This is a genomic window from Cryomorphaceae bacterium (genome assembly GCA_007695365.1).
Classification (GTDB): Bacteria; Bacteroidota; Bacteroidia; order Flavobacteriales_D; family SKUL01; genus SKUL01.
In genome coordinates, this window is sequence record REDV01000113.1 from 1 (window position 1) to 24,250 (window position 24,250).

General features: G+C 51.6%; 23 protein-coding genes. 16 read left to right on the top strand and 7 right to left on the bottom strand.

Features of this window, described 5'->3' with window-relative positions:
• The 12 genes from EA392_11950 to EA392_12005 form a co-directional block, all read left to right on the top strand.
• Nucleotides 1-737, top strand: a 737-nt coding sequence (locus tag EA392_11950) for a phenylalanine--tRNA ligase subunit beta (protein TVR37694.1), incomplete at its 5' end; no start/stop codon positions are given.
• Between the two features lie 9 nt (nt 738-746).
• Nucleotides 747-1,841, top strand: coding sequence for a hypothetical protein (locus EA392_11955; GenBank protein TVR37695.1), 1,095 nt, complete (start codon nt 747-749; stop codon nt 1,839-1,841).
• Between the two features lie 56 nt (nt 1,842-1,897).
• Entirely contained in the window at nt 1,898-2,575 is a 678-nt protein-coding gene (gene trmB / locus EA392_11960; GenBank protein ID TVR37696.1) for a tRNA (guanosine(46)-N7)-methyltransferase TrmB, read from the top strand.
• A complete protein-coding gene (locus EA392_11965) occupies nt 2,572-2,913 on the top strand; it encodes an MGMT family protein (GenBank protein ID TVR37697.1) in 342 nt (113 codons plus the stop codon). Before trmB ends, EA392_11965 begins: the two co-directional genes overlap by 4 nt.
• Nucleotides 2,914-2,955: 42 nt before the next feature.
• On the top strand, nt 2,956-4,065 hold the full coding sequence (locus EA392_11970; protein TVR37698.1) for an iron-sulfur cluster carrier protein ApbC: 1,110 nt from the start codon (nt 2,956-2,958) through the stop codon (nt 4,063-4,065).
• Entirely contained in the window at nt 4,062-4,301 is a 240-nt protein-coding gene (locus tag EA392_11975) for a NifU family protein (GenBank protein TVR37699.1), read from the top strand. The genes EA392_11970 and EA392_11975 overlap by 4 nt, the downstream gene beginning before the upstream one ends.
• Before the next feature lie 154 nt (nt 4,302-4,455).
• Nucleotides 4,456-5,070 (top strand): alpha-acetolactate decarboxylase, encoded by a 615-nt coding sequence (locus EA392_11980; GenBank protein TVR37712.1) that lies wholly within the window; start codon nt 4,456-4,458, stop codon nt 5,068-5,070.
• Between the two features lie 267 nt (nt 5,071-5,337).
• Nucleotides 5,338-6,558, top strand: a complete 1,221-nt coding sequence (locus EA392_11985) for an alanine dehydrogenase (protein TVR37700.1) — start codon at nt 5,338-5,340, stop codon at nt 6,556-6,558.
• Nucleotides 6,559-6,560: 2 nt separating this feature from the next.
• Entirely contained in the window at nt 6,561-6,959 is a 399-nt protein-coding gene (locus tag EA392_11990; GenBank protein ID TVR37701.1) for a hypothetical protein, read from the top strand.
• A gap of 50 nt (nt 6,960-7,009) precedes the next feature.
• On the top strand, nt 7,010-9,523 hold the full coding sequence (locus EA392_11995; GenBank protein TVR37702.1) for a carboxypeptidase-like regulatory domain-containing protein: 2,514 nt from the start codon (nt 7,010-7,012) through the stop codon (nt 9,521-9,523).
• A 31-nt stretch (nt 9,524-9,554) separates the two neighbouring features.
• Nucleotides 9,555-10,814, top strand: coding sequence for a hypothetical protein (locus EA392_12000; protein TVR37703.1), 1,260 nt, complete (start codon nt 9,555-9,557; stop codon nt 10,812-10,814).
• A 61-nt stretch (nt 10,815-10,875) separates the two neighbouring features.
• Nucleotides 10,876-12,402 carry a GNAT family N-acetyltransferase gene (locus EA392_12005; GenBank protein ID TVR37704.1) on the top strand — a complete coding sequence of 509 codons (1,527 nt, stop codon included), beginning with the start codon at nt 10,876-10,878 and terminating at the stop codon, nt 12,400-12,402.
• On the opposite strand, the gene EA392_12010 is transcribed toward EA392_12005, so the two are convergent.
• The gene (locus EA392_12010; GenBank protein TVR37705.1) at nt 12,403-13,344 is read right to left on the bottom strand and encodes an ROK family protein; all 942 of its coding nucleotides are present in this window, start codon (nt 13,342-13,344) and stop codon (nt 12,403-12,405) included.
• Complete coding sequence (locus EA392_12015; protein ID TVR37713.1) at nt 13,341-14,741, bottom strand: MFS transporter; 1,401 nt, start codon at nt 14,739-14,741, stop codon at nt 13,341-13,343. The genes EA392_12010 and EA392_12015 overlap by 4 nt, the downstream gene beginning before the upstream one ends.
• A 133-nt stretch (nt 14,742-14,874) precedes the next feature.
• Here EA392_12015 and EA392_12020 point away from each other — a divergent pair, with 133 nt between their 5' ends.
• A complete protein-coding gene (locus EA392_12020) occupies nt 14,875-15,600 on the top strand; it encodes a DUF481 domain-containing protein (protein TVR37706.1) in 726 nt (241 codons plus the stop codon).
• On the opposite strand, the gene EA392_12025 is transcribed toward EA392_12020, so the two are convergent.
• On the bottom strand, nt 15,597-16,346 hold the full coding sequence (locus tag EA392_12025) for an acyl-CoA desaturase (GenBank protein ID TVR37714.1): 750 nt from the start codon (nt 16,344-16,346) through the stop codon (nt 15,597-15,599). The two genes, EA392_12020 and EA392_12025, sit on opposite strands and share 4 nt — an antisense overlap.
• Before the next feature lie 240 nt (nt 16,347-16,586).
• Here EA392_12025 and fumC point away from each other — a divergent pair, with 240 nt between their 5' ends.
• A complete protein-coding gene (fumC, locus tag EA392_12030) occupies nt 16,587-17,984 on the top strand; it encodes a class II fumarate hydratase (GenBank protein TVR37707.1) in 1,398 nt (465 codons plus the stop codon).
• Here fumC and EA392_12035 read toward each other — a convergent pair.
• From EA392_12035 to EA392_12045, 3 genes are all read right to left on the bottom strand, one after another.
• On the bottom strand, nt 17,981-18,379 hold the full coding sequence (locus tag EA392_12035) for a DUF2784 family protein (GenBank protein ID TVR37708.1): 399 nt from the start codon (nt 18,377-18,379) through the stop codon (nt 17,981-17,983). The genes fumC and EA392_12035 overlap by 4 nt on opposite strands.
• 32 nt (nt 18,380-18,411) lie before the next feature.
• The gene (locus EA392_12040) at nt 18,412-19,500 is read right to left on the bottom strand and encodes a mannose-1-phosphate guanylyltransferase (protein TVR37715.1); all 1,089 of its coding nucleotides are present in this window, start codon (nt 19,498-19,500) and stop codon (nt 18,412-18,414) included.
• Between the two features lie 109 nt (nt 19,501-19,609).
• On the bottom strand, nt 19,610-20,164 hold the full coding sequence (locus tag EA392_12045) for a sprT domain-containing protein (protein ID TVR37709.1): 555 nt from the start codon (nt 20,162-20,164) through the stop codon (nt 19,610-19,612).
• 321 nt (nt 20,165-20,485) lie between these two features.
• Here EA392_12045 and EA392_12050 point away from each other — a divergent pair, with 321 nt between their 5' ends.
• Together EA392_12050 and EA392_12055 are read left to right on the top strand one after the other, a co-directional pair.
• Nucleotides 20,486-21,229: an ABC transporter permease gene (locus EA392_12050; protein ID TVR37716.1), complete on the top strand. Its 744-nt coding sequence runs from the start codon at nt 20,486-20,488 to the stop codon at nt 21,227-21,229.
• Nucleotides 21,226-21,990: an ABC transporter ATP-binding protein gene (locus tag EA392_12055; protein TVR37710.1), complete on the top strand. Its 765-nt coding sequence runs from the start codon at nt 21,226-21,228 to the stop codon at nt 21,988-21,990. Before EA392_12050 ends, EA392_12055 begins: the two co-directional genes overlap by 4 nt.
• A 96-nt stretch (nt 21,991-22,086) precedes the next feature.
• Here EA392_12055 and EA392_12060 read toward each other — a convergent pair whose 3' ends face one another.
• Nucleotides 22,087-23,991, bottom strand: a complete 1,905-nt coding sequence (locus EA392_12060) for a T9SS C-terminal target domain-containing protein (protein ID TVR37711.1) — start codon at nt 23,989-23,991, stop codon at nt 22,087-22,089.
• Nucleotides 23,992-24,250 lie beyond the last annotated feature (259 nt).

Here is a 24,250-nt window from a genome sequence, read left to right on the forward strand (position 1 = left end):
TGCTGGTGAACATGCTTGAAGCGGTGACTTTGAATCGAAATCACAAAAACCCCGACCTGCAACTGTTTGAGTTTGGGCAGGTGTACCACCGGGAGGGCGACAAAACCCGCGAGTCGTTTAACCTCGCGCTGGTGATGACCGGAAGACGTTTTCCTGAGAGCTGGAATAACCCGGGCGATGAGGTGAGCTACTTTGAGCTGCGAAACATGCTCGACATGTTCTTTCAGCGACTGGGATTGGCACAGCGCTGCCGTTTTACCCACGAGCCTGCCGATTACCTGGCCGAAGGTCAATCCGTGCTTCTCGATGGGCAAAACCTTGGGTATATCGGGCGGGTGAAGGGCGACATCTGTGCGCGATTCGATATTGATCAAGCGGTGTTTTTTGCTGAACTCAACTGGTCTATGCTTCTGTCAAAAGTGGGTGATGGCAAGGTGAAAGTTCAGCCCATCCCGAAATTCCCCGTTGTGCGTCGCGATTTCTCCTTGTTGCTGGATACGGCCATTACCTTTGAGCAGATTGAGCAATTGGCCCGCAAAACCGAGAAAAAGCTGCTGCGCGCAGTAGAGCTTTTTGATGTGTACGAGGGCAAAAACCTGCCCGAAGGGAAAAAATCCTATGCCGTGCGCTTCCTTCTGCGGAGCGATGAGCGAACCCTTACCGATGAAATTGTAGACGGTATCATGGAGCGCATCCGCATGGGATTGGAAAATGAACTCGGGGCCAGCCTCCGCTAACGGTACGCTATGCGTCAGGCGCGAAGAATTGTGTTTTACCTGTTGCAGTTTTGGCTGCACATCGGCTACCGTCTGTATTTCCGGAAGGTGATTTTGATTGATCACAAAAAGGCACCCGATCAAAGACCTATCATCCTGGCACCCAATCACCAAAACTCCTTTCTCGACGCCATGATGACCGCCATTTTTGTGCCGCAGCGCTTTACCTTTCTGGCGCGTGCCGATGTGTTTCGCCACAGGTGGTTTCGCAAGGTGATGTACCTGGTGAGCTGCCTGCCCGCATACCGCCCGAGCGATGGCTTTTCGAGCGTGCGAAACAACGAAGGTACTTTTCAGCAGTGTCAGCGATTGCTCAACGATGACGAGTCGATTCTGATTTTTCCGGAGGGCAACCAGTTTTTTGGCTACAAGCTTCGGCCGCTCAAAAAAGGCCTTGCGCGCATTGCCCTCGAATACACGCAGCGCACCGGTGAAGATCTGCCCGTGGTTCCCGTAGGCCTGCACTTCGAAGAGTACCGGGGCTTTGACAAACGACTGGTGGTGGTGTTTGGCGATTCGCTTTCTACCCTTAACTTTTCCCATACCTATCAGGACAATCCTTCACTCGGTCTTCGTCGCTTTACCGAGGAATTGCAAACCGAGCTGAGCCAGCTTTGCATTTCCAACGATGACCCCGCACAAAAAGAGCTGATTAACCGCTACATTTTTTCGGAAGACCACTACCGCGATGGTCACGAATGGCGCGCCCGTGTAGCGGCCATTCACAACGGCTCATACCTGGATGATACACTGGCCCTTGAGCCACCCAAAAAACAGCCCCTGCATTGGTTGGGAACGCCCGTAGCACTGGCAGCGTGGGTGCTTTTTATTCTGCCCTACCAACTGCACAAATGGCTGACGAGGCTTATCAGTCCGGACGAGTATTTTGCGCCCTCGGTGGATTTTGTGCTCTTTCTCACCATCTTCCCGTGGTACATTTTGATTCTTTCGGCAGTGATTGGCATGTGGCTCAATAGCTGGTTTATCGGTTTGCTGTTCTTCATTGCAGCACCCCTTGCAGGCAAGTATTTCCTTGCGTGGCGGCGGGGAATTTCCGGTCGGTAAAGGCGGTTGGCAGGCCCGGTTGTGCGTGCTATTTTTGCAGCCCGCAAAACGAGAACATGGGTAAACGAAAACTTCAGCATTTTGCCGAGAACAAAACCTTTCGGCACGTAATAGAACCCACGTCGGATGAAATGCTCAACGACCGTTTTGCATTGAAAGGCAAGTGGGGTGAGGAGTTTTTTGGCAACACACATCCCATTGTACTCGAGCTGGGTTGCGGCAAAGGCGAGTACAGCGTGGGCATGGGGCGCAGGTACCCCGAAAAGAACTTTATCGGTGTGGATATCAAAGGCGCCCGCATCTGGAGAGGAGCCAAAACTGTGCAGGAAGATGCCATTCCGAATGTGGCCTTTTTGCGCACCCGCATTGATTTTATCACTTCGGCCTTTGGTCCGGAGGAGGTTTCGGAAATCTGGCTCACCTTTTCCGACCCGATGATCGGACAAAGTGAAAACCGCAGACTCACCTCGCGCATATTTGTGGAGCGCTATCTGAAAATTCTCCGTCCGGGAGGAGTGATTCATCTCAAGAGCGATTCAGACTTTCTCACCGAATACACGCTTGAGCAAACAGAGGAGCACGGTTATCGCCTGCTCGAAGTTTCGCGCGATGTGTACGGCGAAATGGAGCGCTTCAACCCCGAACTTCAGCAACTGCTCAACATCCGCACCCACTACGAAAAGAAGTGGCTGGCCGAGGGAAAGAAAATTAACTACTGCGCCTTTGTACCGTGAAAAGCCCGTCGCACAACGATTTCTTTGAACAAGTCTATGCTGTGGTGCGTTTAATTCCGCACGGTCGTGTTACGAGTTACGGAGCCATTGCAAAGTACCTCGGTGCAGCGCGCTCAAGCAGAATGGTAGGCTGGGCCATGAATGCCTCGCACAGCATGCCCGATGTGCCGGCGCACCGCGTAGTAAACCGCCTGGGCCTCCTTACCGGCAAAATGCACTTCAGCACGCCCTACGAAATGCAGGAACGACTGGAGCAGGAGGGGGTTGAGGTGAAAAACGACCAGGTGCAGCAATTTGACCGTAAATTCTGGGACCCGCAACGCGAACTGGAGCTGTAACATCATCTGAAATCGCCTTTTTTGGCCTACCTTTGTGTACCTATGGAAGTAACCCGTGAAAATCTGCTGAACGCACTCTCCAAAGTGCTTGAGCCCGACCTCAAGAAAGACATTGTGGAGCTGAATCTCGTAAAGGACATTTCCGTTGACGGAAACAAGGTGTCCTTTACCGTTATGGTGAACAACCCCGCCATGCACAGCCGCAAGCGCATGGAAGAAGCCTGTGCTTTTGCCGTGCAGCGCGCATTCGGAAAGGAAGTGGTGGCAGCGGTCCGGGCGGAGGCGCTCCCTGTAAACCGCGACGCGGCATTGCGCAAGGTGCTGCCGGGTGTAACGAACATCATAGCGGTGGCCTCGGGCAAAGGGGGTGTAGGGAAATCTACCATTACCTCCAACCTGGCGGTGGGCCTTGCAGCCCGAGGGTACAAGGTGGGTTTGATTGACGCTGATATCTACGGACCCTCCATGCCCCTGATGCTCGACGTGCAGCACGAACGTCCGCGAACCATCGAAAAAGACGGAAAAACCTATATCGCCCCCATCGAAACCTACGGAGTGAAGGTGCTGTCTATCGGGTTTTTCGCTGAAATCAACCAGGCCATTGTATGGCGGGGCCCCATGGCTACCAAGGCACTCAACCAGATGATTAACGATGTGTGGTGGGGTGATCTGGATTTTATGATTCTCGACCTGCCTCCCGGAACCGGTGATGTGCACCTTACGCTGGTGTCGGGCTTGCCGCTGTCGGGAGCTGTGATTGTGAGTACGCCGCAGGAAGTGGCGCTGGCCGATGCGCGCAAAGGAGTGGATATGTTTCAACTCGACTCCATCAAGGTGCCTGTGCTGGGAATCGTTGAGAACATGGCTTACTTTATACCGCCCGATATGCCCGATAGGAAGTATTACATCTTTGGTCAGGGGGGTGCGCGTGCACTTGCCGAGGACATGGGTCTGCCATTTTTGGGGGAGATTCCGTTGGTGCAGAGCATCCGCGAGGCCGGTGATGTGGGTCGCCCGGCAGTACTGCAGGAGAACACGCCCGTAGCCACTGCATTTGATGCCTTCATCGACCAGTTTATGGTACAGCTTGAACACCGCAACAAACACCTGGAGCCCACATTGCTGGTTCAGGATAAATTTACACCACAATGAGCCTCACCGAAGAAAAAGTGCTTCGCGCCCTAGCGCAGATCCGGCCGTTTCTCGAAAAAGATGGCGGTGATATCTCTTTGGTTGAGATTACCCCCGAAATGGTGGTGCGCGTGAAGCTGCACGGCGCCTGTGAAACCTGTACCATGAGCAATATGACCCTGCGCGCCGGGGTGGAGGAAAACATCCGCAACCTCGCCCCTGAAGTGGTAAGGGTTGAGGCGGTGGAAACGGTGTGAGTGCTTCATGAACAAAACCTTGGTGCCCATGCTTAAGCCCGGTTTCTTGTGGGTGTGGATCATTTCCATTGCATGGGCTTCCTGCCAGTTTAACCAACCACGGGACGCATTTTCCAACGAGCCCGGGTACGATGATATCCGTATAGCCGGAGCCATGCGCAATGTGATGCGCAAAGGAGAGCTCGGGGGTGTGATTCACCTTGATTCCCTGACCAAAGAAGCAGGCTGGTACGGTGTGGGTCCGGTAGAATACCTGCAGGGTGAACTGATGCTTTTTAACGGCGTGGGGTATGTGTCGCGCGTGGCAAGTGATTCGACCATGGTCATGGAAAAAACCGGCGATGTAAAAGCGCCGTTTTTTGTGTACGCCCGGGTGCTGGAGTGGGAGGAAAGAAATTTGCCGGACAGCATTGTGACCGACAAACAGCTTGAGCATTATCTCCATCACATTTCTGCCGGGGCAAAAAGACCGTTTGCCTTCAAGCTGCGGGGCGAGGTGGCTGATGCCCTCTTTCACGTGCAGAACCTGCCTCCGGGCAGCACGGTCAGCTCACCCGAGGAGGCCCACAGGGGTCAGGTAAAGTACAGGCTGCAGCACGAGGATGTGCATTTGTTGGGCTTTTTCTCCACAGAGCACCAAGGGGTTTTTACCCACCACGACAGCTATGTTCACATGCATTTGCTCACTGCCGATGAGCAAATGATGGGGCACCTGGATGGCGTCAGCTTTAAAGCCGGCGGCATGAAGTTGTATTTGCCTGTGCACTGATATTCTGCCATTTACTTCAGTGTTCCGAAACGAACTTCTGTTCAGCGAAGCGTCTCTGATTAGCGAAGCGTCCCGCTGCGCTGTAGGTTTACAATCACCAGTCATAGCTTCATTATCTCATTATCTAATCATCCCATTGGCTAATCGTCTAATCGTCTAATTGGCTCATCGTCTCATTGGCTCATTGGCTCATCGGCACATCAAATTTTCCTTTTTCACCATGCTTTTTTATTACCTTCACGTTCGCAATGAACTGAACAAACCAACATGCACGGATCACAGGAAACCATCAAAGCCCTGGCGCGCGAAGCCATCCTTACCCCCAAAGAGGAAATGCTTGAAATTCCGCGCAAACGCGCCAATTTGTTTATCGGCATTCCCCGCGAAACGGCCTTTCAGGAACACCGCGTAGCCCTCGTGCCCGAGGCCGTGCAACTGCTGGTGAGCAACGGAAATCGCGTGGTGGTAGAAACCAACGCCGGTAAGGAAGCCCGTTTCGACGACCGCGACTACAGCGAAGCCGGTGCAGAAATCGCCTATGATCGCCAAACCGTGTACCAGGCCGACATCATCCTGAAAGTAGCCCCTCCAACTGATGAGGAAATAGGAATGATGCGGCAAAAGCAAATTCTTATTTCGGCCCTGCAACTCTCTGTGCAGCCAAAGGATACCCTGAAGAAACTGATGGATAAAAAAGTCTCTGCTATTGCGTGGGACTTTATCAAGGACGAAACCGGCATCTTTCCCATTGTGCGGGCCATGAGCGAAATTGCGGGAAATACCTCGATGCTCATCGCTGCCGAGTACCTGTCTAACATGAATGACGGCCCGGGCTTAATGCTGGGCGGAATTTCGGGGGTGGCGCCCACCGAAGTGGTGATACTGGGTGCCGGAACAGCGGGTGAGTTTGCTGCCCGTGGTGCACTCGGACTAGGCGCTAACGTGAAAGTATTCGACAATACGGTGTACAAATTGCGCCGGCTGCAAAACGACCTTGGGCAGCGGTTGTACACTTCGGTCATTCAGCCCAAGGAACTGGAAGATGCCATTGTGCGCGCCGATGTGGTGGTGTGCGCCCTGCGCGGACGAGGTGGCCGAACCCCCTGCGTGCTTACCGAAGACATGGTGCGCAAAATGAAAAACGGCGCCGTGATTATTGACATCAGCATTGATCAGGGCGGTTGCAGCGAAACATCACGCGTTACCACCCACACCAACCCGGTGTACCGCGAGCACGGTGTGATTCACTACTGCGTGCCTAACATTGCCTCGCGCGTATCGCGAACCGCATCCAAAGCGCTGAGCAACATTTTCGCCCCCATCCTGCTGCAAATTGCCGATGAAGGCGGATGCTCCAACCTCATTCGCAAAGACGAAGGCTTCAGACACGGCGTGTACATGTACAACGGAACCCTCACGAACGAAATCCTCGGTTTGGCGTTTGGTCTTCCGTACAAAGACATTCACCTCTTGTTTGCAGCCATGTAATTATGACGTTTTTTCAAAGACTTAAAAGGTTCCTTTTCGGACTCTTGCTGGGAAGCATTCTCGTATTCTGGTTTTTTGGCGACCGCTCCGAGGTACTCACCGCCTGGATGCCCAACGAAAGGGTGATGAAGCGTCTCCGCGAAACACATCTTGTAATACCCGACTCCATGCAATGCCGCTTGCAATGTTTCCAACTGGATTCATTGGCGGTGCGCGAGTTGATGGTTCAGGGTAACGTGCGCTTCGGAAAGAGCGAAACCCGTCGCGAACCGCTACTTTACACCGTTGATTTTTCGCAACACGAGCCCCCGTTGCGCCTAACCTTTGCCTGCGATGACTCATCGAGTGCCGTGGTGGGCTTGCTGTCGCTGAAGGGAGTAATGCCATGCGATTGCCACTGATGTAAATTGCCGTGAATGATTCGGGCATTTGGGTTAATTTCGGCCACTGCATGAAGCAACTACTTTTAATCCTCGCCATGATTGTGCTGTTCGTTGCGCCCGAATCGCTGCGGGCAGAGCAAACACAGGAGAAGTTCCGCATCACCGGCAGGGTGCTGGATGCCAAGGGCGAGCCACTTCCCTTTGTAAACGTGTACGTGCAGGGTACCACCCGCGGAACCACCACCAACAACGATGGCCGTTTTGTGCTCAATCTCGACGAACTGGCCGAGAGGGAAATTGCCTTTCAGTTTGTGGGCTACCAAAAGCAGGTAGTAAAGGTATCGCCCGATGGTATGGCGCGCGCTGAGGTAGTTGTGACCCTCCGCCCCGAAAACATTGAACTCCCCCAGGTGGTTATCAGCGCCAAAGGCCGCGACCCGGCTTACGCCATCATCAAACAAGCACAGGATAAGCGACGCGAATACCTGAATCAGGTAGATGCCTACTCGGCCGAAGTGTACATGAAAGGTAATGCAAGACTGGAGGAGATTCCCGAAAAACGGCCATTTCTCATTCCCAAAGATGCCATGCCCGACAGCACCGATCTGGGGCTTATATTCCTGTCGGAAGCAGTAGCCAAATACCACTTCCAGGCGCCCAATCAGTACAAGGAAGAAATGATAGCCAGCAAGGTGAGTGGATTCAGTCAGTCCTTTAGCTGGAACCGCGCCGCCGACGTGCTCATCAATTTTTACGAGAACACCGTAAAGGTAGGCGGTATTTCCGACCGCGGTTTTATCTCGCCCATCGGTGCCGGAGCTATGCTGCATTACCGATACAAATTGCTCGGAAGCTTCATAGACAATGGCTACACGGTTTACAAAATTGAGGTTACACCGCGCCGGCAAATAGACCCCGCGTTTACGGGCAAAATCTACATCACCGACTCGCTGTTCAATATCCACAGCCTTGACCTGTCGCTGAATAAAGATGCAGGGATTGAATTTGTGGACTCCGTGCGCATCGCCCAGACCTTTATTCCCGTGGTGCCCGAAGAGGCCATTTGGATGCCGCTCAGTATCAGCATGCGCTTTGATTTCAGTATTTTCGGTTTCAAGGCATCGCTTTCGCAGGTGGCCGAATTTTCGGGCTACGACATCGGAAGAACTTTTGAGCGACGGTTTTTCAGCAATGAAACCTTCAGGGTGGGCTCCGATGCCAATGAGCGCGACACTTCTTACTGGGGAACCATTCGTCCGACCGTACTTACCGAAGAGGAAATTCGCAACTATGAAAAAGGCGACAGCCTTGAAAGGGTGCGAAGCAGCAGGGAGTTTCTGGATTCTCTCGACCGCATTACCAACAAGCCCACCGTTACCAAGTTTCTGCTCACGGGCTACGAAATGTACCGCCGTTACGACAGCATTCGCGTGGGTATCAACCCGGCCATTTCTTTTATTCAATTCAATAACGTAGAGGGTCTGGTGATTGACGCCGAACCCTATTTCCGCAAAATTCTGCGCCAGAGTAACTACCAGGTTAAAGCCAATGTGCGCTACGGAACCGCGTCCGAACAGTTCTACAGTCAATTGGCATACAGTCATTTGTTCAACTACAAAAACTACCGCCGGATTGAGGTTCAGGGCGGCCACTACGTGTCGCAGTTCAACCCGATGGAACCGATATCACCCATCCTGAATACCTCCTACGCGCTATTCGACAAACGCAACTTTATGCGCTTGTACGAAAAGACATTCGGGCGATTCAGTTACCAGCAAGAGGTGGTGAACGGAGTATTTGTGCAGGGAGCCATGGAGTATGCCCAGCGAAACCCGCTCTTCAACAACACGGATTATACCTGGTCGGGCAAAGAAGACCGACAGCTTTTTCCCAACAATCCACCGGGTTTTCCCATTGAGCAGAGCCGCGCCTTGATTGCCGAAGTGAATGTGCGTTTAAGGGTGAAGCAGAAATACGAAACTTTTCCGCACCGCAAAAGGATGCTTGGTTCGTCGTGGCCCACCATTTTTCTGAGTTACCGGAAAGGCGTGGCTGCCTTTGACAGCGATGTGAACTTTGATTTTGTGGGCGCCGGCATCAGCTACGACCTGAATTTCGGGATGGTGGGTGCCACCAAATTCGACGTGGACGGAGGGGCTTTCATCAACAACAGCGCCATGCAGTTTTACGACTACCAGCACTTTAACGGAAACCAAACGGGATTCATCAACATGCCGCCACCCTCGCCGTTTTTCGCCGTTGATTTCAGCAGGCCTCGTCTCAACAATTTTCACACGCTCGATTACTACGCCCTCAGCACCAATCGGGCTTTCGTGAAGTTTCACGTGCAGCATCATTTCAAGGGCTTTATCCTGAACAAACTGCCGCTTATCCGCCGTCTCCAGTGGCAAACCCTTGTGGGAACCAACTTCCTCTACAGCCAACCCATGGGCGATTACACAGAGCTTTACGTCGGTATCGAAAACATCCTGAAAGTATTGCGGGTAGATTTTGCTGCGCAGTACCAGTCGGGAGAACGCATAGTTCCTGTGATGCGCATCGGTACTTCCATTGGTCTCTGACAATCTGCGTGAAATTCATCACCTTTGGCTCATGATGCGCGCTGTGCTGCTTGCTTTATTGATGGTTGCTTCGCTTGCGCAGGCGCAGCAAAACCTTGTGCACATCGAGTACAAGGGCTGCAACAAAACCCACCCGTCGTACTTTCCCAATTTTGTGATGAGCACGGTCGGCGAGCCGGTTGATACCCTTCAACTGGCGCAGGATGTAAAAAATCTGTGGAACACGAACCTCTACGCCGATGTGTACTACGAGCTGTTCGATACCCTTGGCGGAACGGCTGCGCGTTTTGTGCTTCGCGAAAAATGGACGTCCTATCCGGCCGGAAATGGCGGCATTATTGACGACAACTTCTGGATGGAACTCGGCTGGCGCGATAACCACCTGCTGGGAAGGGGCATCCGGGCCATGCTGCTTGCAAAATACTACGACCGCTTCGCTGTGCGGGGCTTTTTTCAGGCGCCTTACTGGTTCGGTAAAGGCTTCGGAATGGAGAGTAACTGGGAGATGGGGCGCACCATTGAGCCGCTCGGAAATCTCACCGATGAGGTGCTGGACTTTAACCAGGATCGCGTGTTTGTTAACATGCTTGCCTCCTTTGCAATTAAGCCGAGTAACCTGTTGTATTTCGGGGTAGAGTACCACCGCCTGGCTTACATGCTCCGTTACGACGATGAGTTGCTGGCTCCCGATGCCTTTAGTGAGGTGCAAAGCCAGTACCTGCTCGTGGCGCGTCACCACACGCGCTACCACCTCGACATTTTTGAGCAATATGTCACCGGTTGGTCCAACGAAGTTCTGCTCAAAACGGCATTTGTTCCTGACCCGTCATCGCAGCGCTTGTATCCCTTTTTTCAGAATGAAACCAAGCTGTTTTTCCGCCCGTGGAAATCGGGCAATGTGGGCACAAGACTCAGGGCCGGTATCGCCGAGAACGATGCTTCGGTATTTGCCCAGTTTATACAGGACAGCTTTCTCAACGTACGCGGCATCGGCAACAAGCCCTATCGCGGTACCGCAGAGCTCACCTGGAATGTGGAACTACGCCAAACCATTTACGACCGCCGGTGGGTAGCCCTGCAATCGGTTGCGTTTTTTGACTACTCGGCCATTCGTCCGCCGGCCGGTGATTTCAACAGCATGTTTGCCGCGCAGCACAGCCACGCATATGCGGGTTTGGGGGGGAGGATCTTCTTCAAAAACGTGTTTGATTTCATCATGCGACTCGATGTGGGCCTGAGCCTGCAAGACGGCAGCGGTGGCTTTGTTATGGGGCTTGGGCAGTACTTTTAAAAGAGCTTCCATCGTAGAGATACCGCATTGCGTGTAACTTTGCACCGAACGAACAAGTGTTATGGATATTGACAAGATAGTAGTCAGAAACCTCCTCATGGAGGATTATTTGCAACTCAAAACCTCGATGATTGAGGCCTATCCCAACTGGGCCGGCTCACATTGGAGTGAGGAACATATTGAGAAATTACTCAGCAAGTTTCCCGCCGGACAAATCTGCATTGAGGTGGACGGAAAAGTAGTGGGAAGCGCACTTGCACTGATCATTGATAGTTCCAAGTTTGATGTAGATCACACCTACCGGCAGATTACCGGAAACTTTTCCTTTAACACCCACAACCCCGATGGGGATGTGCTGTATGGTATTGAATTGTTTATTCATCCTGAATACAGGGGTCTTAGGTTAGCTCGCCGACTCTACGATGCGCGCAAGGAACTCTGTGAGCAGCTCAACTTACGTGCTATTGTTGCCGGAGGTCGAATTCCGAACTACGCCGAGCATGCTGATGAGATGACACCTCGCGAGTATATCGAAAAAGTAAAGAACAAAGAAGTTTTTGACCCCGTGCTTACCTTTCAGTTTGCCAATGATTTTCACGTAAAAAAGGTGCTGAAAGGATACCTGCCCGGCGATGAAGAGAGTATGGCCTTTGCCACGCTTCTGGAGTGGAACAATATTTACTATACGCGTTCGCCTAAGCTTATCAACGCACCTAAATCAATTGTGCGGCTTGGCTTGGTGCAATGGCAAATGAGGCCCTTTGACAATCTTGATCAGCTCAATGAGCAAATTGAGTTTTTCATCGATACAGTGTCGGGATACAAGTGTGATTTCATTCTTTTTCCCGAGTTGTTCAACGCACCGCTTATGGCCGATTACAACCACCTTGGTGAGGCTGAGGCTATTCGCGAACTGGCCAAATACACCCGGCCGCTCAAAGAAAAGTTCTCGGAGTACGCCATCAGCTACAATGTAAACATCATTACCGGCAGCATGCCGTACCTTGAAAATGGTCGTTTGTACAACGTGGGCTATGTGTGTCATCGCAACGGGCAGGTAGAGTATTTCGAAAAGCTGCACATTACACCCAATGAGCGCTCCTTTTGGGGAATGGTGGGGGGTGATAAGCTGCAGGTGTTTGATACCGATGCCGGCAAAATCGGTGTGTTGATTTGCTACGATGTGGAGTTTCCGGAACTTGGGCGCTTATTGGCCGATCAGGGCCTCGACATACTTTTTGTTCCTTTCCTCACCGACACCCAGAACGGCTATACCCGTGTGCGTCACTGCGCGCAGGCCCGCGCCATTGAAAACGAGTGCTACGTGGCCATTGCGGGTAGTGTGGGGAACCTTCCGCGCGTGAGCAACATGGATATTCAATATGCGCAGTCGGCAGTATTTACCCCCAGCGATTTTCCCTTTCCTACCAATGGATTAAAAGCCGAGGCAACACCCAACACCGAGATGATGCTTATTGCCGACGTGGATCTGGACCTGTTGAAGCAGTTGCATACCTACGGCAGTGTGAGAATCCTGAAGGACCGCCGCAAAGACCTTTATGACCTCAGCCTGCGCAAAAAAAAGTAGCTAGCGCTGAAGCACCAGCGCAGCGGCTCCGAGTACAGCAGCATTTTCATCCAGCAGCTTGCTCACCAGGACAGGAACTTTGTGCTGGAAGATCACCAGTAATTCTTGGTTAAAATATTTTTCCAGTGGGTCTGTGAGGGTTTTGCCGGAGCGTGTGAGACCTCCTGCCAGAATAACCGCCTCCGGGCTGGTGATAGCCACAGCTGTGGCCAGGCCGTGTGCGAGGTAACGGGCGGTGATGTCAAATGCCTTGAGGGCCATAGGATCGCCTTGCTCTGCAAGTTCTGTAGTGCGTTTGGCGGATATGCGCGTCATGGGGGTTTTAACGAGTGGGCTGTGGACTTTGAAAGTCTGTCGAAGTTCAGCTATCGTACGCTTAAAACCGGTAGCCGAGGCATAGGTTTCCAGACAACCTTTTCGGCCGCAGCCACAGGCCCTGCCACCCGGTTGCACAATGATGTGGCCCAGCTCTCCGGCCATGCCCGTATGTCCGTAGAGCACCTCACCCTTGCACACAAAACCGCTTCCTAGTCCCGTGCCGAGGGTAACGAGCAAAAAATCGCGCATTCCCTGTGCTGCACCGAATAACATTTCGCCCACGGCGGCGGCGTTGGCGTCGTTGGTTACAGTCACAGGCAGGTTAAAATGCTTCTTAAAAATGGCTGCGAGCGGAATCACACCTTTCCACTGGAGGTTTGGCGCAAACTCAATGGTGCCGTTGTGGTAATTACCGTTGGGCGCACCGATGCCGATACCTTCAATGTTACTCATGGAGGTTACCTGGCTGCTCACATCCTTCAACACTTTTTTCGCCAGACTTTCGGCACTGCTGAAATCAGCCGTTTTAAAGTTGTTGCTGTAGTGAACATGCCCCAGCGCATCCACCAGTCCAAAGGCTGTGTTGGTTCCTCCGATGTCGATTCCGAGTGCCAGTGGGCTCATACCGTTCTTGCTGTAATGTGTCCGCGGTATCCGTACCACGCGAGGTAAAGGTAGGCAGGAACGAGCAGCAAAAAGCTACCCTGCATGCCGAAATAGTCTGCAAGCAAACCCTGCGCAGGCGGCAGGAAAGCCCCGCCCACAATGGCCAGAATCAGCAATGACGATCCCTGACTGGTGTACACGCCCAGGTTGCGGATGGCCAGCGTAAAGATGTTGCTCCACATTATGGAATTGAAAAGTCCCGTTCCGATGAGCGCCCAAAAGGCGAGGGTTCCGTTGGTTAGCACCGCCGTAGAAAGCAGGGCTACGTTCACCATTGCAAATACGCCGAGTGTACGGCCGGCAGCTGAGCGACCCATCAAAAAGCCCAGAAAGTTCAGTGCTACAAGGAGCATAAAAAGCACAACGGTTTCGGCATCGTGTAAGCTGAAACCAAAGGTGCCGCCTTGTTCTGAAATGCTCGTTACGAGGTAGATCAACGCAAAAACCGAAATACTCACTCCTGCCATGGCCAGTTTTTTCCGCAATGCGGGCTGAATGGAGCTGAGTGAAATGGCACCGAGTAAACGGCCCAGCATCAATCCGCCCCAGTACCACGAAAGGTAGGTATTGGCCTCGGCCTGCTTCATGTTCATAATCTCCGGCAAACCGGCAAAACTCACGAGCCAGCTCCCAATAGCTACCTCCGCACCCACATAAAGAAAGATGGCGCCCATGCCCCTGCGCAGTTGACCGAAGCGCAAGGCTCCCCAGCCTTCGGGTTGTTGTTCGGTATTTCTGAAACCGGGTAAGGGAAGGAGCTTGATGACCAACGCCATTACCAGAAAACCGAGGCCGTACATCAGGTACGTTTTGCCCACGGCTTCGGCCGAGAGCGCTCCGGTTGAAAACACCATAAATATCAGCACGGCGCCAACCAGCGGTCCCAGCGTAGTTCCCAGTGAGTTGAAGCCTTGGGCAAGGTTCAGCCGACTGCTTGCAGTTTCGGTAGGGCCCAGAATGGCGGCATAGGGATTGGCAGCAATCTGCAACACGCACACACCCGACGCCAGTACAAACAAAGCACTCAGAAAAAAGCCGTAGGAGCCGGCTAATGCGGCCGGATAAAATAGGCAGCAACCCAGTCCGCAGAGTGAAAGCCCGGCCACCATTCCGTTTTTGTAGCCCACGCGGTTAATCGGGTCGCCAAAGGTTTTTGAGATCCAGAAGTAGAGTGAGGAAATCACGAAGAAGGCTCCAAAAAACGAAAACTGAACCAGTCCGCTTTGAAAATTACTGAGGGTAAACAGCTCTTTGAACGTCCCAATCAGCACGTCGTTCATCACTGTGATAAAACCCCACAGGAAAAACAGTGAGGTGAGTACCGAAAAGGCAAAGCGATGGTTGGTGGGCTGCATGTGCCGAATATACAAATTCATCCAGCATCGCGAATTTGTCTGAAACCGCGTGAAACCATAGTTTTGCGGAGCTTTGAAACTACCCTGCGAAACGAACCGAATTGCGGTGCGCAGCCTTTTGCTGACAATCACAATGTTGCTGGTGCACCTGGCAACAGCGCAGCAAGTCATTCACATTGAGAACCGTCGTATGGCAGACACCACAGCTGGTTTGAGAGGTGATCTCACCTTTCAGGCCAATCTCGTGCAAAACCTCAATGACATTTTCCAGACCAACAACCTTGGGCAATTATGGTACAACAAGGGTAAGCATCAACTACTCAGCATAACAGCCTTTAACCTGACGGTTTTTAACGAGAACCGCATTGTAAATGACGGTTTTCAGCATTTGCGCTACACCTACAACCCCGGGAAAGGCATAGCACCGGAGGCATTTGCGCAGGTGCAATACAATGAGCTGATAAAAATCGGTTTCAGATCGCTCACTGGTGCGGGGGCCCGGTTTACTGTGATTGATAATGACAGCACCAAATCGAAACTCTTTGTGGGCCTCTCATACATGTACGAGTACGAAGAGGAAACCACCGGAAAACTGGTGCGTGCTCATCGGGCAAACCTCTATGCCAGTATTGGCTTTCCGATTGGGAAGTGGTTGAGTTTTGATGCCATTGGCTACTTCCAGCCCAATGTGGCAAAGCTGCATGATATCCGCGCCTCGGTTGAGGTATTGCTCGACGTATCAATCACCCGGCGCTTATCACTGATGATTGTGCACAGTTTGGTGTACGATGGAGAGCCACCCGAAGGGGTGCGCAACGTGTTTTACAATTTCCGGAATGGGTTGCGTTACCGCTTCTAGAAGGCGGTAGTGGGCGCTACATTCTTACGCAGCTTGATAATCCCAAGCCAATTGAACAGCTTGATAAACGGGTAGATGGGGTCAATTTCAAACCATCGGTAACCGAAGTTGGGGCGTCCGCCAAACTTGTGGTGGTTGTTGTGATATGACTCACCCAACATCAGAAAATCTACCGGAAGGAAGTTTTTCGATGTGTCAGACAGTTTAAAGTTAACGTATCCCACGCGGTGTGCAAACCAATTGATAATGGCACCGTGAAAGGGTCCCATCACAAAGTGAATCGGAAGCAGCAGAAACATCCACCAATGCGTAGCAAACATCACGTAAAACGCAACGTAGAACACACCCCAGCCAAGACGGGATATCCAGTTGTCTCCAAGCTTTTCCATGAGAGGCCAGTGGGGTAGATCGCGGAGATATTTGTCCTCAAGCTCCACCTTTTTGTGAAGTATGCTGTTGTAGATGTTCTTGGTTTTCCACATCATCTTAAAGAGGTTGCCGTCGTACTTTGGAGAGTGCGGGTCTTTTTCGGTATCGGCAAAAGCGTGGTGCAATCGGTGCATAGCCCCGTAAGTGTACGGGCTAAGGAAGGATGAGCCCTGAAAAACAAAACTCAGGGTGTAGAATACGCGCTCCCAGAATTTAGACATGGTAAACATGCGGTGCGCCGCGTAGCGGTGATGAAAAAACGTTTGTGTGAAGAGCGAAAGATACCAGTGCCCTACGAAAAATGCTAAAATGGCCATTGAATTTGTATTGAACTTAAATTGCTGCAGCGCCTGGTTTTTCGTTGAAATGGCACTGCAATGAACTACAAAGATAACACTTGTTCTGTATTCTGGTTTCAATTCCTTTGCGATTGATTTTTAGCACACACATAAACAGGTAGTTCGTGTTTTTTATCGCGAATGGGGCGGTTTCCGGTAAATCCCTGCGTCCTTGTTACTTTTGCGGTTGGAAATTTAACATCTAAAACCTGCTCTATCATGAAGTATCGCATCGAAAAAGACACCATCGGACCGGTTGAGGTTCCTGCAGACAAATATTGGGGCGCCCAAACAGAACGCTCGCGAAACAACTTTAAAATTGGCCCCTCGGCCAGTATGCCCCTGGAGATTGTGTATGGGTTTGCCTACCTGAAGAAAGCAGCGGCCCATGCCAACTGCGAGTTGGGTGTGCTGGAAGTGAAAAAGCGCGATTTGATTTCAGCCGTATGTGATGAGATACTGACCGGAAAGCTGGACGATCAGTTTCCATTGGTGGTATGGCAAACCGGCTCGGGGACGCAGAGCAATATGAATGTGAATGAGGTAGTGGCCAACCGTGCACATGTCATCAACGGCGGAGAACTTGGCCAGGGCGAAATGCCCCTGAAGGCCAACGACGATGTGAACAAATCGCAGTCGTCCAATGATACTTTTCCAACCGGTATGCACATTGCATGCTACAAGATGATTCTGGAGACCACCATTCCGGGAGTTGAGCAATTGCGCGATACGCTGAAGGCCAAGTCGGAGGAGCTGCGCGATGTGGTGAAAATTGGTCGTACGCACCTGATGGATGCTACCCCGCTTACGCTCGGTCAGGAATTTTCGGGTTACCTGTCACAGCTCAACCATGGTTTGAAAGCCCTGAAAAACACCTTACCGCACCTGTCGGAGTTGGCACTGGGCGGAACGGCGGTGGGCACGGGCATCAACACCCCTGCGGGCTATGCTGAACTGGTGGCAAAGAAAATCGCTGAATTCACCGGCCTGCCCTTTATTACGGCCGAGAATAAATTTGAGGCTCTGGCTGCCCATGATGCGATGGTAGAGACCCATGGCGCCTTGAAGCAACTGGCGGTTTCACTCAATAAAATTGCTAATGATATCCGTCTTTTGGCCAGCGGACCGCGTTCGGGTATCGGTGAGCTGATCATCCCCGCCAATGAACCGGGCTCATCCATTATGCCGGGTAAAGTGAATCCAACCCAGTGCGAAGCCCTGACCATGGTGTGTGCGCAGGTCATTGGCAATGATGTGGCGGTGAGTGTAGGCGGTACGCAGGGGCATTTTGAGTTGAATGTGTTTAAACCGATGATTGCCCGGAATGTGCTGGAGTCGGCAAGGTTGATTGGAGATGCTTGTGTGTCGTTTGAACAGCACTGCGCTTCGGGCATTGAGCCCAACCAGCAGCGGATAGACGAGTTGCTCAACAATTCGCTGATGCTCGTTACCGCCCTCAACACCAAAATTGGATACTACAAGGCGGCGGAGATTGCCAACAAGGCGCACACGGAGGGAACCACCCTGAAGGCAGCTGCATTGGCACTGGGCTATGTAACGGAAGCCGAGTACGACGAGTGGGTAGATCCGCGCAAGATGATTGGCACCAACGTTTAGGCTTTCTTTCCAGATTTTACCGGTAATCCCAGCCAATGGCCAAAGTTGCGCCAAAGGCTGAGCATGGCGGCAATTGCGAAGAAAACACCGGTTAGAATATCGGTGGTGGATGAGCTCCACCAATCCATACCCATGCGTATAAGAAGGAAATGGATGTACGACGAGGCGTCCACCACCAGACCCAGTTCCCGTCGCACATCATAGTGCCAGTCGGTGAGAAAGCAATAGCCCCAGCCGTAGAATGCACCGAGCAAAAACCACGAACCTGCCGTGAGCAGGATACAAGCCAGGTGCCAACGGCGCAGCCTGTAGGACATCCACCCCGTGAGGTTAAACACGATGACGATACCGTGAAACACAAAAAAGAACACGTTGAGAAAAGCGTACCAGGCCATGGCGGAGGTTTAGATCCGCTAAGTTAAGGGGCTTAGATGAAAGCGTCGCCTTTGTTGAGCTTCAGCTCGTTTACAATGTGCTTGATTTTTTGCTCTTCGCTCAGCGGACATACCATCAGCACATCGCCTGTGTCAATCACAATATGGTTCTCAAGCCCTTGTAAAACAATCAGTTTGTTGGTTGGCGCCTTAATCAGGTTGCCTGCTGAGTCGAGCAACATGAGTTTGCCACCCAGTGAGCCGTTGCCGCGGTCGTCTTTTTTCAGGTGGGTGTAAAGCGAGCCCCAGGTGCCTAGATCGCTCCAGCCAAAATCGCTGAGTACCACGTTTACATTTTCGGCTTTTTCGAGCACGCCGTAATCAATGGAGATGTTTTCGCAAACCGTGTAGATTTTTTCCAAACGAGCGCCCTCATCATCGGTGTTGATGGCGGGTGCAGCTTCACTGAACAATTCACTCAGTTCGTTCAAGTGTGTGTGCATGGCTTCCTGTATGGCACTCAGGCTCCAGATAAAAATGCCTGAATTCCAGTAAAAGTCACCACTTTTCAAAAATTGTTTGGCGATGTCCAGGTCGGGTTTTTCAGTAAAGGTTTTCACCTTGCGCACGCGGTTGTCGGGGTGGGCATCTTCGTCAATAAACTGAATGTATCCGTAGCCAGTGTCGGGTCTTGATGGTTTGATGCCCAGTGTGATGAGATTATTTTTGTTGGCGCAAAAATCAAGGGCCAGCAATATGGTTTCAGTAAAATCTTCCTCGCGGGTGATGAGGTGATCCGACGGAGCTACCACGACGCGGGCTTCGGGGTTTCTTGCAGCAATTTTCAGGTTGGCATAGGCAATGCAGGGAGCGGTGTTTCGCCGCATAGGCTCAAGAATGAGTTGTTCTTTTCGCAGCTCTGGGAGTTGCTCCTGCACCAGGTCAGCATACTCGCGATTGGTAACCACCATGATGTTTTCGGGTGGGCACACACGCAAAAAGCGCTGGTAGGTCATTTGGATCAGGGTTTGGCCGAGCCCCAGGATGTCGAGAAACTGTTTCGGGAAAGCCGTGCGGCTCATGGGCCAGAACCTGCTGCCGATTCCGCCGGCCATGATGACGCAGTAATTGTTGGGGTGCACCTGCTTATTATGGGTTTTCATGTGTTAAGGGGGTACAGTTGGAGTAGTGTGATGTGTAAGGATTCTACCAATTGTTGACGGGTGCGCAAAGGTATAAAGAATTGGCCCATTATCCGTGCAATGGAACCACCTCTGCAATGCCGCTTATCAGGTAAAAACGCTGGTTTTGCATATCGAGACAGCGGTATCGCTTTCGCAGCAGGGCTCCTTTTTCAAAAACGCGGTTGCCGTTGATTACAAAGCGGCTTTTCTCCGGGAGTTCCTCCAAAAGCACGGCCGGTTGCTCATCGTAATTGCGCAGCGCCCGCATCAGGTCGTGGTCTGCGCAACCCGATGCTGCCGGGCTTTGCAGGTGTCGCTGAACTGCGCGGGCAACATCTTCCGGAAAAATGTTCTTCTCCAGGGCCTCGCTCAATAATTCTCCAAAAATGGATTTCCACTCCTGGCCATGCGGGGCTATTTTTCGCCCGAAAGATTCGTAAGCGATAAGATGGGCAAACTCGTGCAGCGTTGTGATGTAGAAGGCGTAAGGGTTGAGGTTGCCGTTTACCGAGATGCGATGGCCATACCCTCCCTGCGGCGCGCGGTAATCGCCGTAACGGCTTGATCTTGGTCGGGAAATTCTGAATCGAACTTTGTAGTTGATAATCAGGTGGGCCAGCATGGGCGCTGCATGCTGCGGTACAAAAGGCGCCAGTTTTTGCGCCAGTTGCTGGCTTTTATCCGCGCTCATCGCTTTGCGGTTGAGTGCCTTCAGGTAGTTGTACCACTTTGGGGCAGTTGCATTTTTTGCGTTTTTGGGCCGCGCAGCCGTACGATGCCGCCATGGTGAGGGCCATTAAAAGAAGCACAAAAATCCTTTGCATGAAACAAAGATGGGCAGAAATCCTGAGACATCCCCGCTGTGCTGTGAAAAAATCAAAAGCTCTTTTGTAAAGGTATTCGAGCGAAGATGGTACTTTTATCGGGTCTTAAAAAAAGCCTTTTGCTACGACTGTTTCATCACATAGGAGAGTATTTTTTGATGGTAGTAGGGGTTTTCAGCAAACCCGAAAAGCTGCGTATATACTTGCAGCGCACGGTGGTGGAGATTGATAAAATCGGTATTTCATCACTGGGAATCGTGGCTCTAATGTCGCTCTTCATGGGTGCGGTTATTGCGCTGCAAACGGCCAGCAACATAGAAAGCCCTCTCATTCCGAGCTATACAGTGGGTTTTACCACACGGCAATCGGTCATTCTTGAGTTTTCGCCCACCATTATCTGCTTGATTCTGGCCGGAAAGGTGGGTAGCAACATCGCGTCTGAACTGGGTACCATGCGCATCAGCGAGCAGATAGATGCCCTCGACATCATGGGAATCAACTCGCGTGCGTACCTCATTGCCCCCAAAATTTTGGGCAGTATTTTCATCTTTCCATTCCTCATCGTAATCAGTATGTTCCTCGGTATTTTCGGTGGCTGGCTGGTATGCTCCCTGACCGGAATTATAGCTTCTCCCGACTTTGTTGAAGGGATTCTCCTTGATTTCAGGATGTTTCACGTGGTGTATGCGCTCATAAAAACGGTGCTTTTTGCGTTTATCATCACGTCCGTTTCCTCGTACCACGGCTATCATACGCGCGGAGGGGCCATTGCTGTTGGGCGGTCGAGCACCATGGCGGTGGTGTACAGCTCCATCCTGATTCTGATTGTGAATTACATCGTTACCCAAATTCTGTTGATTTGATTGAAGTTGAACATCTTTCGAAGTCGTTTGGCGATAACCACGTGCTCCAGGATATCAATTTCACTTTTGAGCCGGAAAAAGTGAACCTTATTATCGGGCAAAGTGGTTCGGGAAAATCGGTGCTTACCAAGTGCATGGTGGGCTTGCACCAACCCGATGAAGGTGAGGTGCGATTCAACGGACGAGCCATGGCCAAAATCAGCAACCAGGAGCGCACCGAAGTAAGAAAGGAAATAGGAATGCTATTTCAGGCAAGTGCATTGTTTGATTCGCTTACCGTGGAGGAGAATGTGATGTTCCCGTTGCAGATGTTCACCCAAATGAGCAAGGAGGAGATGCTCGACAGGGTGAATTTTTGCCTGAAGCGGGTGAATCTCGAAAACATCAATCACCTGTATCCGTCAGAAACCAGCGGTGGGATGCAAAAGCGTATCGGAATAGCCCGCGCCATTGCCATGAACCCGCGCTACCTCTTTTGCGACGAGCCCAACTCAGGCCTCGACCCCAAAACAGCTATCGTTATTGACAACCTCATTCACGAAATTACACACGAATTCGGAATGACATCGGTAGTCATTACCCACGATATGAACTCGGTGATGGAGATTGGCGAGAACATCATCTTTTTGTACAATGGGCAGTTGTGGTGGAAGGGTTCCAAGGAGGATATCCTGGCAACCGACAACCCTGAAATCAATGCCTTTGTGTACGCATCCAAGTTTATGCAGTCTATCAAGGAGGTGCATCAAAAAGGCCTGTAGAAGCTGAATTCTGACGTTTTCTGAATGCCACCATTTGTAGGCAAAAAAGGCCACCCCAACGGGGCGGCCTTTTCTATAGTTTTTGATGGATCGTGATTAGCGAATCATCACCTGTTTGGTTTCGTGCTTATCGTTAACCTTGATGCTGAAGGTGTAGGTTCCTGCAGCGAGGTTAGAGAAGTTGAGTTCATGACGGTAATCACCGGCACCCACAACACCGAGGTCATTGCTGTACACAATACGTCCGTTCATGTCGAACATGAACATCACCACACGGCTGTTGTCGAGCAGAGAATACTCTACAGTAGTGATACCGCGGGTTGGGTTGGGGAAGAGCTCGTAGATGCTCACTTTTTCGAGGCTGGCTACGCTGTTGGGCTCTTCAACCTCTTCAATCATAGACTCACAGAACTCCTCGCTCATACCGATACGCACCATGTAGGTAGAGGTGGTGTAGCAAGGGGCGCAAGATTGAGTCTCGAACTCAGCAATTACATAGCTTGAGAAGTCGGGAGAGGTACCGTTGATTCCCACATACACGGGTTCTGCCCCTCCAAAGTGGTGGAACATTGGGACGTACTCATCGCCGGGGAATACAGGAACTGCACCAGTTTCGATCCACAGGTAGGTAAAGTTGTTCCCACCTGAGCCATTCAGCATAGACTGTGTAACCGTACCGAGATCGGTGTTGGCCACAAAATCAAGACCGGTTGCTGAGAAAGCGCGAAGCTCAAAGTCGAAGAAAGCACCTATTTCGCTGTCATTGAACAGTGCTCCTCCAATACAGTGAATAGAACCGGCTTCGGTAAAGTAAAATCCGTTTCCGCCCCAGTACTCATCCAGACCCAGGTTTACGAACGCGCTCAAAGCCCCTCCGTCACGTGCAAATTCACCATCTGAAATTGCAAAAGTGCGGGTTGCTGAGTTGTTGCCGGGGTTTGCATCTTCCTGATCCTGATTGATGGTATAGGTGACGGTGTACGTTCCGGGGGTTGATGGTGGGGTGTAGGGGTCAAGTGTAAATGTGGCAATTTCACCCACAGGCATGTTCAAGCTACCAGAAGTCAAGGTAGTTTCGTAACCTGCACCGTCGCTCACAACAACTTCAAGGAATACACCGGTTTGCTCAGTGGCTCCAACATTGCTGGCGCTGGCACTGAACACGAGCGGACGAACCTGGTTGATGTCATACACGCTGTACTCGAGGTTGTCCCACATGTCTTCGGTCGGGTCATGAATGGAGTAAACGGGCGTACCTTCGAGAGCCATGTCGTCATCCGGTGGAATCTCGAGGGTAATATCGTCAATGGCCCAGAAGTAGTGAGAAGAGCTTCCTGTGGCGTTCCAAACGAATTTAATCAACACGTCGCTTTGGTTGGCTGCTGCTGCGGAGATATTCACGCTGTGCAGGTTGTTTTCGTTGTAATCATTGGCAGGCGTGTTGCCTGTTACGTTGTAGTCCGTCCAGGTTGCGCCGCCGTCATTACTTACAGATACCCAAACTTCGAACATTGCGGAACAACAATGACGGAACCAGTGCTCGAAGCTAAGCAGTACCGCCGGCTGATCAGAAAGGTCAATGGAAGGCGAAATAAGCTCGCCGGCCAGCGGGTCCTGATTGAACTGCTGAGGTGGACCGGGATTGATGCAGTTGAAGTCATCAGCGTGAAACAGCATAAAACCATTTTCGCGGGTGCTCATTTGGGCAGCTGCATCAGCACCTCCGCTCCAACAGGCGGCTTGAATCTGGGTGGTGTACTCCCATATATCACCATTTGCTCCGGCAGTGGTCCAGGTTCCGTTCGGGCCGTCAAAGCCATCGGCAAAATCTTCCGACCAAAGTACGTCGCGCTGTCCACTTTGAACAGGTTTTTCAACACGCTCTACAGGGGCTGCCTCTCTAAGGCCATACTCCTGTGCGGGCGATTCAGTTCTCGGTTGCTGAGCAACCACACTACCTGCCATGGCGAAACCAAGCAGGCCTAGGTAAACTTTTTTCATTTGCTACAGTTTTAGATTGATTAATGTTTGTAATCAAGGGTTTATCCGGTTTCTTGTAGGTCTCCGGGAGAGCCTCGGAATCCCAAATGTAGCTCTTTTTCACAAAATCATCATACAGCTTTTATCCTATGTGAAGCTTTTGTTCCCTATAAGGGGCTTTTGAACTGCAAGCTTGGTTAATAGTAAGGTGCGCTGACACGGGGTGGCCACAACCGCAACGGTTGCCCTATAGTATCCTGATTGGATTCAAAGTGTCCGT